This window comes from Glycomyces buryatensis, assembly GCF_004912275.1.
Lineage (GTDB): Bacteria > Actinomycetota > Actinomycetes > Mycobacteriales > Micromonosporaceae > Glycomyces > Glycomyces buryatensis.
Window position 1 is genome coordinate 84,111 of the sequence record NZ_STGY01000042.1, and the last position, 13,496, is coordinate 97,606.

Annotated in this window: 11 protein-coding genes, 2 pseudogenes and 1 riboswitch; of the genes and pseudogenes, 11 read left to right on the forward strand and 2 right to left on the reverse strand. The window is 70.8% G+C overall.

The features are described from left to right. The first annotated feature begins 29 nt into the window (after positions 1-29). The 5 genes and pseudogenes from FAB82_RS10800 to FAB82_RS28870 form a co-directional block, all read left to right on the forward strand. Positions 30-908 (forward strand): fructosamine kinase family protein, encoded by an 879-nt coding sequence (locus FAB82_RS10800; RefSeq protein ID WP_136534547.1) that lies wholly within the window; start codon positions 30-32, stop codon positions 906-908. Between the two features lie 17 nt (positions 909-925). Beyond that, positions 926-1,957 (forward strand): GTP 3',8-cyclase MoaA, encoded by a 1,032-nt coding sequence (moaA, locus tag FAB82_RS10805; RefSeq protein ID WP_136534548.1) that lies wholly within the window; start codon positions 926-928, stop codon positions 1,955-1,957. Positions 1,958-1,988: 31 nt separating this feature from the next. After that, positions 1,989-2,231, forward strand: coding sequence for a MoaD/ThiS family protein (locus FAB82_RS10810; RefSeq protein ID WP_136534549.1), 243 nt, complete (start codon positions 1,989-1,991; stop codon positions 2,229-2,231). A gap of 576 nt (positions 2,232-2,807) precedes the next feature. Beyond that, positions 2,808-3,815, forward strand: a pseudogene (locus FAB82_RS10815) (UvrD-helicase domain-containing protein); the annotation flags it as partial. 106 nt (positions 3,816-3,921) lie between these two features. Beyond that, positions 3,922-5,370, forward strand: a pseudogene (locus tag FAB82_RS28870) (chromosome partitioning protein); the annotation flags it as partial. 220 nt (positions 5,371-5,590) lie between these two features. On the opposite strand, the gene FAB82_RS10825 reads toward FAB82_RS28870, so the two are convergent. Next, the gene (locus FAB82_RS10825) at positions 5,591-6,175 is read right to left on the reverse strand and encodes a TetR/AcrR family transcriptional regulator (protein WP_211116517.1); all 585 of its coding nucleotides are present in this window, start codon (positions 6,173-6,175) and stop codon (positions 5,591-5,593) included. Positions 6,176-6,348: 173 nt separating this feature from the next. Further along, positions 6,349-6,545: riboswitch (cobalamin riboswitch) on the forward strand. Between the two features lie 81 nt (positions 6,546-6,626). Between FAB82_RS10825 and FAB82_RS10830 the strand changes: the two genes are divergently transcribed. The 6 genes from FAB82_RS10830 to FAB82_RS10855 all read left to right on the forward strand — a co-directional run bounded on the left by FAB82_RS10830 (position 6,627) and on the right by FAB82_RS10855 (position 12,872). Next, the gene (locus FAB82_RS10830) at positions 6,627-7,949 is read left to right on the forward strand and encodes a prenyltransferase/squalene oxidase repeat-containing protein (RefSeq protein ID WP_136534552.1); all 1,323 of its coding nucleotides are present in this window, start codon (positions 6,627-6,629) and stop codon (positions 7,947-7,949) included. After that, positions 7,949-8,548 (forward strand): hypothetical protein, encoded by a 600-nt coding sequence (locus tag FAB82_RS10835; RefSeq protein ID WP_136534553.1) that lies wholly within the window; start codon positions 7,949-7,951, stop codon positions 8,546-8,548. Before FAB82_RS10830 ends, FAB82_RS10835 begins: the two co-directional genes overlap by 1 nt. A gap of 71 nt (positions 8,549-8,619) precedes the next feature. Further along, positions 8,620-9,729 (forward strand): energy-coupling factor transporter transmembrane protein EcfT, encoded by a 1,110-nt coding sequence (locus tag FAB82_RS10840; protein WP_246039569.1) that lies wholly within the window; start codon positions 8,620-8,622, stop codon positions 9,727-9,729. Beyond that, on the forward strand, positions 9,726-11,330 hold the full coding sequence (locus FAB82_RS10845; RefSeq protein WP_136534555.1) for an ABC transporter ATP-binding protein: 1,605 nt from the start codon (positions 9,726-9,728) through the stop codon (positions 11,328-11,330). The genes FAB82_RS10840 and FAB82_RS10845 overlap by 4 nt, the downstream gene beginning before the upstream one ends. Continuing rightward, on the forward strand, positions 11,317-12,123 hold the full coding sequence (locus tag FAB82_RS10850) for an ECF transporter S component (protein ID WP_136534556.1): 807 nt from the start codon (positions 11,317-11,319) through the stop codon (positions 12,121-12,123). Before FAB82_RS10845 ends, FAB82_RS10850 begins: the two co-directional genes overlap by 14 nt. A 98-nt stretch (positions 12,124-12,221) precedes the next feature. Next, on the forward strand, positions 12,222-12,872 hold the full coding sequence (locus tag FAB82_RS10855) for a class I SAM-dependent DNA methyltransferase (protein WP_136534557.1): 651 nt from the start codon (positions 12,222-12,224) through the stop codon (positions 12,870-12,872). A 7-nt stretch (positions 12,873-12,879) separates the two neighbouring features. On the opposite strand, the gene FAB82_RS27495 is transcribed toward FAB82_RS10855, so the two are convergent. Continuing rightward, positions 12,880-13,496, reverse strand: a 617-nt coding sequence (locus tag FAB82_RS27495) for a pyridoxal phosphate-dependent decarboxylase family protein (protein ID WP_246039570.1), incomplete at its 5' end; no start/stop codon positions are given.

A 13,496-nucleotide genomic window follows, 5' to 3' on the forward strand; every position in this document is an offset into this window, starting at 1 on the left:
TGTCGGCCCCCTCGGCTACCGTTGACCCCGTGGACACCGCCTCAGGCACCGGACGACTGCACCTGCTGCCCGAACTCATCGAGCATCAACGTGTGCGCACCACCCCGGTCAAGACCGAGGCCTCCGCATCCGCGCAGCGCCTCACCTTCGACGACGGCACCTCGCTGTTCGCGAAGTTCGCCGAGAACGAACGCCCCAGCTACCTCGCCGCCGAAGCGAACGGGCTGCGCTGGCTGCGCGAGGCCACCGACTCGGTGGTGGACGTCCTCTACGCCGACGACCGGCTCCTCGTCGAACCGTGGATCGAACCGGCCGAACCGAACGCGGCACACGCCGCCGAACTCGGCCGCCAGATCGCCCTCATGCACGGCGCCGGCGCCGAACGCTTCGGCGCGCCCTGGCGCGGCTACATCGGCGAGACCTTCATGGACAACGACCCGGCCGGAGCGACCTGGGCCGAGTGGTACGCGGCGAAACGGATCGAACCGTACCTGCGGCCCTCCCGCGACAACGGCGCACTGGACGCGGCCGACGTCGCCGCCGTCGAAGCCCTCACCGCCCGTCTTTCGACCCTCGCAGGCTCTGACGAAACACCCGCCCGCACCCACGGCGACCTGTGGTGGGGCAACGTCCACTGGGGCACCGAACGCGCCTGGATGATCGACCCCGCCGCCCACGGCGGCCACCGCGAGACCGACCTGGCGAACCTGCGCCTGTGGGGCGGCGTCCCCCACTTCGACGCGATCCTCGCCGGATACACCGAGGTCAGCCCGCTCGCCGACGGCTGGGAGGAACGCGTCGGCCTCCACCAACTGTTCCCCCTCCTGATCCACACCACCCTCTTCGGCCGCACCTATCGCGCTCAGCTGATGGGAATCGTGTCTCACTTTACGAAAGTGTCATATTGACGAACTAGGCTCGATTCATGTCAGCACCAACGCACGGCTCTCCGGCCGCAAGCGGCGGCCCCGGCCTCGGCGACCGCCATGGCCGCACCGCGACCGACCTTCGGGTGTCGCTGACCGACAAATGCAACCTGCGCTGCACCTACTGCATGCCCGAAGCAGGCCTGTCGTGGCTGCCGAAGCCCGAACTGCTCACCGATGACGAGGTGGGCCGCCTCGTCGCCATCGCCGTCCGCGACCTGGGCGTCACCGAGGTCCGCTTCACCGGCGGCGAACCGCTCCTGCGGCCCGGCCTGGTCGACATCGTCACCGCCGCCGCACAGCTCGAACCCCGGCCCGAGATCTCCCTGACCACCAACGGCATCGGGCTCGAACGCCTCGCCGAGCCCCTCGTCGAAGCCGGACTCGACCGCGTCAACGTCTCCCTCGACACCCTCAACCCGGACACGTTCATCGCGCTCGCCAAACGCGACCGGCTCGACCAGACCCTGCACGGCATCAAGGCCGCCGCCGCGGCCGGCCTCGCCCCGGTCAAACTCAACACCGTCCTCATGCGCGGCGTCAACGACGTCGAAGCCGCCGACCTGCTCCGCTACGCCCTCGCGCACGACTACCAGCTGCGGTTCATCGAGCAGATGCCACTCGACGCCGGCGGAGTGTGGCGGCGCGAGAACATGGTCACCGCCGCCGAAATCCTCGAAGCCCTCCGCCCCGAATTCGACCTCGTCCCCGACCCGCACCACCGCGGCTCGGCACCCGCCGAAACCTGGCTGGTCGACGGCGGACCCGCGAAAGTCGGCATCATCGGCTCGGTCACCCGGCCCTTCTGCGGCGACTGCGACCGCACCCGCCTCACGGCCGACGGCCAAGTCCGCAACTGCCTGTTCTCCCGCACCGAGACCGACCTGCGCGACCTGGCCCGCTCGGGCGCGAGCGACGCCGAAATCGCCGAACGCTGGCGCGAGGCCATGTGGGGCAAGCTCCCCGGACACGGCATCGACGACCCCTCGTTCCTCCAGCCGGCCCGACCCATGTCGGCAATCGGAGGCTGAACGCAGTGCTGACGAATGCGGCGGTGACTTCATGGCGGTGACGGTCCGATACTTCGCGGGCGCACGCGCGGCGGCCGGAACGGCCGAAGAAACGGTGAAAGCGGCCGACATCGCCGAACTCAAGTCGGTACTCGCGGCCAAACACGGCCCCGGCCTCGACAAGGTCCTGTCCATCTCGACAATCCTGGTCGACGGCCGCGCCGCACGCGAGGGCACGACGGCACTGGCCGACGGAACAACGGTCGAAGTGCTGCCCCCTTTCGCGGGCGGCTGACCCCCTCTCGGGGTTATCCACAGGCCTTACCCAGGCAATTCATCTATTTCCCGCAGAGTTATCCACAGGCACGAAATTATTGTTGGCGGCTTTGGGCAGGGATGAAATGCTTGTGTTTTTGAAGTAAGGAGTGTCTCGCCGGTGGTTGGAGGAGTGCGAGATATGGCCCTGGCAGGACAGCGGTGAGGAGGAATTGATGGTCTCGAGCACCGCGATACAAGACCGCGTGCGGGGCGCCCCGCACGCGGCTCCTGCCAGGGCCACCCGCGGGTAGTAATGCGCGGGTGCGCGACCGCCAGTCGCGCACCCGCACCTATCGCGAGGTTTCCTACGGCCCAGGGAGCCGCCTCGGCCGGTGCGTCGCCTATCTGCGAGGATGGCCGGGTGCGCCGTCCTGATGAACGAAAGCAAACACAGGTGGCGTCCCCGTTGTTCGAGCTGTCAGCCGGCATGCGGTCCACCGCCGAGAGGCGGCGCCGCGCCCACCGGCCCCACGCCAAGTCCTCGCGGGAGGCCGTCCCGATGCCCGAGCCGGCATTGACGACCCAGACCCCGGACCCCTGGCAGGAGTCCGCGCCTCTGCTCACAGGCATGGACGAGGTCGGAGCCGGACTGCTCGACTCCCTGGACGCGATGCAGCGTGTTGCCGCCTCCGCCGGTCCCGGTCCCCTGCTCATCAACGCCGCCCCCGGCACCGGCAAGACCCATCTGCTCATCCGCCGCGTGGCCTACCTTGTCCAGGAGCTCGGCATCCCCGCCCGGCAATGCCTGGTCCTGGCCGCTTCCGCTTCCGGCGCGGCCCGCGTCCGCCGCGAGCTCGCCTCGCTCATCGGCCGCGAAGCCAAGACGATCACCATCGCGGAGTTCGGCGATTTCGCCACCGCGGCGCCGCCCGAACTCGGCCATCTCTTCGTCGATGACCTGCCGCGCATGCCGATGCGGCTATACCGCCAGCTCATGGACCAGCGCGGCTCCGCCGCCGATGTCACCGCCACCGGCGACCCCGATTCGGCGCTCGGCCCGGACCGGACCGGGGAGGCGTTCAGCGCGTTCTCGGACCAATTCCCGCAGGCTCACGTCGTGCGTCTCTCGCGCAACCATCGCAGCGCCGCGGCCGTCTTGGTCGCCGCCTCCCAGGTCATCGAGCCGATCAGCCGCGTCCCCGGCCGCCTCACCCAGCCGCAGCGCCCCGCGTTGGAGGGTTCGGGCATCGGGCGGTGCTTCGCCGTCGACGCCGACGACGAGAAGCACTTCGTGGAGCAGCTCACCGGCAAACTCGCCGACCTAGGCGTCTCGCCGGACGAGCTCGCGGTGATCGGGCCCGACGGCATCTCCGTCGCCGAAGCGGCCGACGGCGAGTATCGGGTGGTGTGCCTGACCGGCATGACCGCCGAGGCCTGGCCGAACACGCCCCAGGCCCGCCGCGAGCTGTACGTGGTGCTCAGCCGCACCCGCGATCTGGCCTACGTCAGCCACACCGGCGCCGGCTCGCCTCTGCTGGCCGATGTGGACCAGGGACTGTTCAGTCCTTTCGGGATGGTTCCGGTGACCCGTTCGGGCCCTGAGCAGCCCCGACTGCTGTAGACGGTCTGACACCAGGCGATAGAGCAACGCGGAGTTCCCACTCGATGACCCACCGATAGGCCACAATAGGTCGGGTAACCGCAGTCTCGCCTAGGGAGTCCCGATGGAGCACACCGAAGAGGACACCGTGCCTCTGCACCGGCCCGATGCTCCAGGGTGGTCGCCGTTCGCCCCGCCAGGGGTGAACGAACAGCCCAGTGCGCCGCCCGGGGTGAACGAACAGCCCAGTGCCCCGCCAGGGGTGAACCAGCAGCACAGTGCGAGTCAGCAGCACGGTGCCCCTCCAGAGGTGGACCAGCGGCTCGGCTCCCTGCCGGAGGGGAGCGAGCAGCCTGGGGCGGCACCGGAGATGAACGGCCAGCACAGTACCCCGCCATCGGTGAACCACTACCAAGTCGCGGCGCCGAACCGGCAGTACAGTGCGCCGCCCGAGGCCGACCAGCCTCGCAGCGCCCCGCCGTTCGGCGGTCAGCAGCCGAGCACCCACTGGCCCAGTGCGCCACCGGAAACGGCCTACCAGCACAGTGCGCCACCTGCGCCGACGCCTTCGCCGGGGTCGGTCCCGGTGCCGTTCTCGGCGACCGGGCCCGCTTTCCCCGACCAGCCCGGGACGCTCGAGCGCCTCGGCGTCACCGCCGACGACTTCGCCAACCGCCGCGTCGTCCCGCCGCGCCCGCCCGTCGCCGAGACCGGTCTGCGGGGCGCGCTCCACCGCTTCAGCTTCGGCATGGTCGCCCTGCCGCCCAGCCCCCGCGAGCGCGCCAGGGGCCACGCCGTCGAGACGGTGCGCCGCAACTTCGGGGGCCTGCGCCAGATCACCGTCGTCAATCCCAAGGGCGGCGCGGGCAAGACCGTCGCGGTCCTCATGCTCGCCATGACCTTCGGCTGCCATCGCGGCGGCTACGTCCTGGCCTGGGACAACAACGAGACGCAAGGGACGCTGGGCATGCGGGCCCAGCAGGACTTCCATGTCCGCACCGTCCGCGACCTGCTGCGTGACCTCGACCACTTCCGGGGCCCGACCGGCCGCGTCGGCGACCTGTCGCAGTATGTGCGCGCCCAGGGCGGGGCCATGTTCGACGTGCTCGCCTCCGACGAATCGGCCACCGCCGGAGAGATGCTCACCTCCCAGGCCTTCGGGGATTTGCGCGAGGCCGTCTCCCGCTTCTACAAGCTCATCGTCGTCGACACCGGGAACAATGTGCGCGCCGCCAACTGGCAGGCCGCGATCGACGCCACCGACCAGCTCGTGATCACCATGTCCGCCCGCAACGACTCGGCCGAGACGGCCGCCAGGATGCTCGACCACCTGGAGCAGACCGGCCGCCGCGACCTGGTGCGCGGTGCGGTGTCGGTGGTGTCGATGCCCGCGCACCGCAAGGACGTCGATCTGCCCGCTGTCCAGCGGCACTTCGCGGCCCGCACCCGCGCGGTCCTGCTGGCCCCGTACGAGAAGCTCCTGGACTCGGGCGAGCCGATCCGCTACGACTCGCTGAGCAAGGCATCGATGGGGGCGTGGCTGCGAATCGGGTCGGCGGTCGCCGAAGGCCTGTAGGACGCATGAGGAAGCGGGTCGCGTCGTCGGCGCGACCCGCTTCGTCGTGCGTCAGTTGCCCGAGCGGCCTGAGTCGGCGCCGCCGCGGCAACGGTCGCGGTCTCGATGCTGGAACGGATCCTAGGTGCCTCTCGCCTCTAGTCCTATGTGCCGAGTCCCGGTGACCGGGACGGACATGTACATGGCGAACGAACGAATGACACGAATGCGTTTTAGCCGATTACGGGCTCGCAGTCGCCACACCGCCCAAGAGGTCCACCAATCCGGCGGCCGCGTCGTTCAGGCGCCGGTCGTCCTCGTCGGCGTGCCCCACCACGAAGGACCCCTGAATGAACACCAGCGCGGTCCGCGCCAGCCGTTCCGGGTCGGCGGCCGGGTCCATCTCGCCGCGCTCGACCGCGAGTGCCAGGATCGCGGCCAGATCGCGTTCGAGCTCGGCCCAGGCCTCTTGGACCCTTCGCACCGTCGCCGGGTCGTCGGCCAGCTCGACGGCGGCCCTCACCACGAATCCGCCCTCTTTGCTATGTCGGGCAACGACTTCGAGCAGGTCGGCGACGACTCGGGGCGCGTCCAGTCGCTCGGAGGACGGCCGGTCGAGGGCCCTGCGGGCGATCGCCCGCAGTTCGGGCTCGGTGTCCTCTCGGTAGCGGGCGAGTGCGGTGATGTAGAGCTGGTGCTTGGAGCCGAAGGCGGAATACAGGCCCGCGCGGTTCATTCCGGTCGCCGCCACCAGGTCCGACATGGAGGTCGCGGAGAAACCGCGCTCCAGGAAGACCCGGGTCGCGGCACGGAGCGCTCTGTCCAAATCGGCATTCTTATTTCTACTCACGTTGTGAACCGTATCGACACTCGGCGCTACGGGTCAATAACCACAGGGCGGAAGTTACTCCAGTGGAAACAATGGCGGAGGTGTTCACTCCAGTTCGGGTGGTGGTGGGCGACGGGAGGGTGAACGGGTCCACTCGCCGCGCGACCTGCTTGACACGCTGCGCCACCGGGCAGGACAATGAGCCGAAACTCAATGGCGTCCTGTGGGGAAAGTCCGGTCGGAAGCCGGCGCTGACCCGCAGCGGTAGTCGCGGTTCGTCTTCGAACACCAATCGAGCACATTACCCTTTGTTACAGCTCGGTCCACCCGCGTGAGCCCGAATGCCCACCGGCCGCCCGTCTTTATTGTCAACGCCTGTCGTGGTCTGCGGGCGCTTGCGGCGCCGCCGCCTGCCCGAGACCCCGCGCGCTTCAGGAAAGGTCAGGCAATGCGCCATCAGCCCAAACGGCGACTGCTCACAGCGGCGGCCGCCGCGGTTCTGCCCATCGCCGTTCTCGGCACCGCCGCTGCCCCGGCTCACGCCCAGGACTCCGAGCCGTTCGCCGCCCCGGCGGCGGCCGGTGCGGCCTGGCTCGCCGCCCAGGCGGACGGGCCGTCCTGGTCCGACGGCGACATCGGCACCTCCCTGGACGCGGTCATCGGCCTCATGGCCGCGCGCGTGGGGACCGACCAGGTCCAGACCACGCTCGAATGGCTCAATGACGAGGACGTCCTCTCCTCCTATGTCTACCCTCCGAGCGACGAGTCCGAGGACCCCGCGCTCAATGCGGGCGGCGCCGGGAAGGTCATGTACGTCGTGGCCACCGCGGGCGGGGACCCGACCGATTTCGGCGGGATCAGGCTCGCCGCCGAGGTGACCGCCGCCCAGACCGAGACGGGCGGCTTCGGCGACGGCAGTGTCCAGAACACGTCCTGGGCGGTCCTGGGCCTGTCGCGCACCGACCAGGGGGCGAACGCCGAGGCGGGGGCCGCGCTCGCCGCCGCCCAGTGCGATGACGGCGGCTTCAGCTACGCGGACGTGGACGCCGACGGCGGCGCCGACTGCGTCTCCGACCCCGACACCACCGGCATCGCCGTCGCCGCTCTCGCGGTCTTGGAGGGCGATGACGTCACCGCCGCGCTCGACGGCGCGGTGATGTGGTTGGAGAACAACCAGTCCGAGAACGGCGGCTTCGACGCCGGATTCGGCGAGAACGCCTCCTCGACGGCGATGGCCGCGCAGGCGTTCTTTGCGACCGAGCGCTCGGGCGCGGCCGAGCGGGCCACTTCGTTCCTCATCGAACTCCAGCTGGGCTGCGACACCGATGCGGCCGGTGCGTTCATGGCGTCCGACCCCGAGGATCCCGAATACGGGGAGTCCATGCGGCTCTTGGCGACCGCGCAGTCGCTCGTCGCCGTCGCCGGTCAGAACCTGGCCACGCTCGACGCCTCCGAGTCGACCGCTGACATCCCGGTCCTGGACTGCGAGGGCGGGACCGACGCCGCCAGCCCCGCCGACGAGGCGGTCTCCTCCGACTCCGATGCGTGGATTCCGTGGGTCATCGTCGCCGCGGCGCTGTTGTTGATCGCGCTCGTCGCCTACCTGATCGTCCGCGCCCGCCGCGGCGGTGACGGCGGCGCCGAGGGTGCGGCCGAGGGCGGCGCCGCTTCCGATGCCGCGGATGCCGACGAGACTGGCGAGACCGGCGAATCCGAGGACGGATCCGCTGGCGAGGGCGGCGACGGATCCGACCGGGACCAGCGCGGCTGATGACCGTCAGTCCCTCGCGGACGCTGGCCGGGGCCGGGGCGGCACTCGCCGTCCTGGCCTCCGTCCTCATTCCGGCCACTCCCGCGGCGGCCCATGGCCACTGCGAGGGCGTGACCGTCGTGGTCGACTTCGGCTCCGTCGCCACCGGCGCGGACACCGAACCGGCGATCGGCTGCGCCCAGGCACCCGCCGACGGGCTCGATGCGCTCATCGGCGCCGGATTCGACATCACCGAGGTCGCCTCGTTCCCGGGTATGGTGTGCCGCATCGACGACCTGCCCGAGACCGACTGCGCCGTCGCGCCTCCGGCCGGCGCTTCCTGGGCGTATTGGAGGGCCTCGGCGAGCGACACGAAGTGGACGTTCTCCAGCGTCGGCGCCGCGCAGGCCGAACCGGGCGAGGGCGACCTCGAAGGCTGGGTCTTCGGCGACGGCACCGCCCCGCCCTCGATCTCGCCCAGGCAGGCGGCCGCCGCCGACGCCGACCATGTCTCCGATGAGGACGAGGGCGGCTCGCCGACCTGGTTGATCGCCGTCGTCGTCCTCGCCGGAATCGCCGGGCTGGTCATATGGCGGCTGCGGGCCGGCAAGCACACGTGAACGCGCGCAGCGCCAGAGCGGCCGCTCCGCGGGGGTCCGGCGCGCCGGGTCGCACCGCGAAAGGCCACGAGGTGAGCGGCCACGGCGCGAACGGGTCCGGTCCGAGGCGGCGCGGCGCGCATCCGGTCGCCTGGTGGGGGTGGGCGCTGCTGCTCGCCACCGCCGCCAGCCGCACCGGCAATCCGTGGCTGCTGCTCCTCATCGCCGCCGTCGCGGGACTCGTCGTCGTCTTCTGTCGCGGCGACGAGCCGTGGTCGGGCGCCTATCGGGTGTTCCTCTTCATCGGTTTGAGCGCCATCGCCGTTCGCATGGTCTTCTATGTCGTCTTCGGCGGCTCCGACGGGTCCACAGTGCTGTTCGCGCTGCCCTCGGTGACGCTCCCGGACTGGGCCGCCGGCTTTCGGCTCGGCGGCGTGGTCACCCTCGAGGGCGCCCTAGCGGCCCTCTACGACGGCCTGCGGCTCGCCACGCTCCTGGTGTGCGTCGGCGCCGCCAATGCCCTGGCGAGCCCGCGCCGACTGCTGCGATCGGTCCCGGCCGCGCTGTACGAGGTGAGCGTCGCGGTCGTCGTCGCCCTCTCGGTCGCCCCCCAGCTGGTGCAGGGCGTCGCCCGTATCCGCAGGGCGCGCGCCCTGCGCGGCAACACCAGACGCAATCCCGCCGACCTCATGCGCACGGTCGTCGCCCCCGTCCTGCACGACGCGCTCGACCGGTCGCTCGCGCTCGCCGCCGCGATGGCCTCGCGCGGCTACGGCCGATCCGCCGGAATCCCGGCGCCCGCCCGGCGCACGACCTCCGCGTTCCTCCTCATCGGACTGCTGGGGTTGTGCGCGGGCGCGTACGCCTCCCTGTCCTCGGTCATCCCCTCGCCCCTCGCCTGGGGCCTCCTCGCCGCCGGCGCGGCCGCCGCGACCTGCGGTATCGCCTTCGCCTCCAAGCGCGTCCCGCACACCCGCTACCGCCCGGACGCCTTCGGTTCCCGCGACTGGGCGATCCTCGCGTCCGGTGCGGCCGCCGTCGCCGGAACCGTCCTCTCAGGATATTTCGAATTCGGGTTGCTGTGGCCGGCAACGAATCCGCCCCAGGTGCCGCCGCTGCCCCTGGCCGCCACGTGCGGGGTGCTCCTCGCCGCCGCACCGGCCATGCTGGTACCCACGCAGACCAAGGAGGGCCCCGCATGATCCACTTCGCCGACGTGACGTTCGGCTACGATGCCCACCCGGTCCTCGACGGCGTCTCCTTCGACATTCCCGAAGGCGAGTTCTGCCTGCTTGTCGGCACGACCGGCGCGGGGAAATCGACGCTGCTCCAGTCGATCAACGGCCTCGTCCCGCGCTTCACCGGCGGCACCATGGCCGGCGACATCCACGTCAACGGGCGCAGCGTGCGCGGCGCCGCACCGGCCGACCTGGCCGACATCGTCGGCTACGTCGCCCAAGACCCCCTGGCGGGCTTCGTCACCGACGACGTCGAACTCGAACTCGCCTACACCGCTGAACAACTCGGCCTCGCACCCGCCGTGATGCGCAAGCGCGTCACCGAGATCGTCGACCTCCTCGGCCTCGCCGACGTACGCGGCCGCACCCTGGCCGCGCTCTCCTCCGGCCAGCGCCAGCGGGTCGCGATCGGCGCGGCCCTGGTCGCGGGGCCGTCGGCGCTGGTGCTGGACGAGCCGACGTCGGCCCTCGATCCCGGTGCGGCCGATGAGGTGCTGTCGGCGCTGCACCGTCTCGTCCATGATCTGGGGGTGACGGTGCTGCTCGCCGAGCACCGGCTGGAGCGGGTGGCGCAGTATGCGGATTCGGCGCTGCTCCTGCACGGCGGCAAGGTGATGGCCGGTTCGGTCGGGGAGGTGTTGGCGGTGAGTCCGGTGGCGCCTCCGGTGGTGCGGCTCGGGAAGGTCGCGGGCTGGGCGGGGCCGCCGGTGACGATCCGCGAGGCCCGTCGTCATGCGGCGCCGCTGCGGGCGGCCCTCGCCGTGGAGTCGGTGCCGTCGGATGCCGCGGCCGCGGTCGGTCCGGCACTGCTGTGGACGGACGCCTTGACCGTCGACTATCCGGGGGTGCGGGCGGTGGACGGGGTGGATCTGGCCGCTGCTCGCGGCGAGCGCGTGGCGTTGATGGGGCGCAATGGTTCGGGCAAGTCGAGTCTGCTGTGGGCGTTGCAGGGGACGGGCAGGCGCGCGGGTGGGACGGTCACGGTCGGCGGGCGGGATCCGGCGCGGCTCAAGGCCGGGCGTCGCCGGACCTTGGCGGGCCTGGTGCCGTCGGAGCCGGCGGATCTGCTGTATGCGGAGACCGTTGCCGCCGAGTGCGATGGGGCCGACCGGGATTCGGGTGCCGCGCCGGGGACGTGCGCGAAGATTCTGGACGATTTGGTCGAGGCCGTCGACTCCGGGGCGCATCCGCGTGATCTTTCGGAGGGGCAGCGTTTGGCGCTGGCGCTTGCGGTGACGTTGACGGCGGCGCCGCCGTTGCTGTTGTTGGACGAGCCGACGCGGGGGCTGGACTATCCGGGGAAGGGTGCTTTGGCGGTGCGGTTGCGGCGGCTGGCGGAGGCTGGGCACTGCGTGATCGTGTCGACCCATGATGTCGAGTTCGTGGCGGAGTTCGCTTCTCGGGTGGTGATCCTCTCGGACGGGGCGGTGGTGGCGGATGGTCCGGCGCGCGAGATCGTTTCGGCCTCGCCGATGTTCGCGCCGCAGGTGGAGAAGATCGTGCCGGGGTGGTTGACGGTGGAGGAAGTCGTGGCGGCGCTGGGCGGTGGCGATGCGGACGATTGACCCGCGGCCGCGTGTCCATTGGCGCGGGTCGCTCGCGGTGGTGCTGGCGGCGGGGTTCGGTCTGGTGGCGACGGCGTGGCCGCTGTTGGCGTCGCCGGGCGGGGCGTTGACGGAGACGTCGTCGGGGCCTTGGATGTTCGCGCTGTTGCTGCCGGTGGTGACGGCGGTGGTGCTGGTGCAGTTGTCGGACGGCGGGATGGACGCGCGGGCGGTGGCGATGCTGGGGGTGCTGTCGGCGGTGGTGGCGGCGGTGCGGCCGTTCGGGGCGGGCGCGGCGGGCGTGGAGACGGTGTTCTTTCTGATCATCTTGGCGGGCAGGGTGTTCGGTCCGGCGTTCGGGTTCATTCTGGGCAATACGGGCCTGTTCGCGTCGGCGCTGCTGACGGGTGGGGTGGGGCCGTGGATGCCGTATCAGATGTTCGCGGCGGCGTTCGTCGGTCTGGGCGCGGGGCTGCTGCCGGGTGCTGGTCGGGCTCCGGCGGCGTGGCGGGGGCGGGTGGGCGAGTTGGCGATGCTCGCGGTGTATGCGGTGGTGGCGTCGCTCGCGTTCGGGTTGCTGTTGAACATGTCGTTCTGGCCGTATGCGATCACGCAGGGGAACCTGGCGTATGTGCCCGGGGCGCTGCCCGGCGAGAACGCGTCGCGCCTCGTCGCCTATTCGTTGGCGACGTCGCTGGGTTGGGATTTGGGTCGGGCCGTGACCACGGCGCTGCTGATCGTGCTGACCGGTCCGCTGCTGTTGCGCATTCTGCGCCGGACCGCCAGGAAGGCCCGCTGGATCGAGTCGGCTTGAGCCGGTCCGGTCCGGATTGGGTGGGTCGCAGCGGATCTCGGGTTACGGCGCTGAACCGCACCGAAGCAGCTGTCCCGATCCGGGTATGGTGCGAAGGCGTGAGCGAACCTGATTTCCTTCGCACGACCCGTGACTCGTATGACGCGGCCGCCGAGCAGTATGCCGAGCTGTCCCACAACACGGCGGAGGACTTTCCGCTGGATCGCGCGCTGGTGGGCGTGCTCGCTGAACTCGCGGGAGCGACCCCGCCCGGCACGGTCGCCGACATCGGCTGCGGGCCCGGCCTGCTCACCGGTCATCTGCGCGACCTCGGCGCGGACGTGTTCGGTGTCGACCTGTCGCCCGAAATGCTGGCGATCGCACGCCGGGAGCACCCGGACATCACCTTCACCGAGGGATCGTTGACCTCCTTGGAAATCGCGGACGACGCGCTCGCGGGCATCCTGTCCCGCTATTCGATCATCCACACCCCGCCCGAGCACCTCCCCGGCGTGTTCGCCGAGTTCCATCGAGTTCTGGCACCCGGTGGCCATCTGCTGCTCAGTTTCTTCGGGAACACCGATGCCTCGCAACTGGCCTGGCCGTTCGACCACAAAGTCGCACTCGCCTACCGGCTCTCGTTCGATCGCGTCGCCGCGCTCCTTGAGGACGCGGGCCTCACCGAGACGGCCCGGATGATCGAGCAGTCACCGGCGCACAGCCGACGCGGCTTCGAATCCGCGAGCCTGTTGTTCCGCAAGCCCGCCTGAGTCGTGACTATTTCCGGCGTAGCTCCGCGAGCAGGTCGGTCAGGTCCTCGATGTGCTCGGCGCGGGTGCGGTGGGAGGACACCGAGATCCGGAATGCGGGCTCGCCGCCCCACACCGCCGGGCCGAACCAGGTCCGGCCGGAGCGCTGGGCCGCCTCGCGGATTCGGATCGTCTCTGCTGGAGTGCCAGCCCGGACCAGGACCTGGTTGAGGACGACCCGGTTGAGCACCGTGTACCCGCTGCCGCGCAGGCGCTCGGCGGCCAGCGCGGCAAGGTCGACGGTGCGTTCGACGAGGTCGGCGACGCCGTCGCGTCCGAGCGTGCGCAGCGCCGCCCAGACCGGGATCCCGCGGGCTCGCCGTGAGAACTCCAGGACCAGGTTCTTCTGGGAGTCGACCGCGGAGGTGGCGTAGTCGGCGTCGGCGTTCATGGCGCGGGCCAGCGCCTCGGGGTCACGGCAGATCACCATTGCGCTGTCGTAGGGGGTGTTGAGCCATTTGTGGCCGTCGGTGGTCCAGCTGTCGGCGCCGTCGACGCCTTCGGTGAGGTGGCGGTGGCGCGAGGCCCGCGCCCAGAGTCCGAAGGCGCCGTCGACGTGGACCCAGGCGCCGGCGGCCCGGGCGG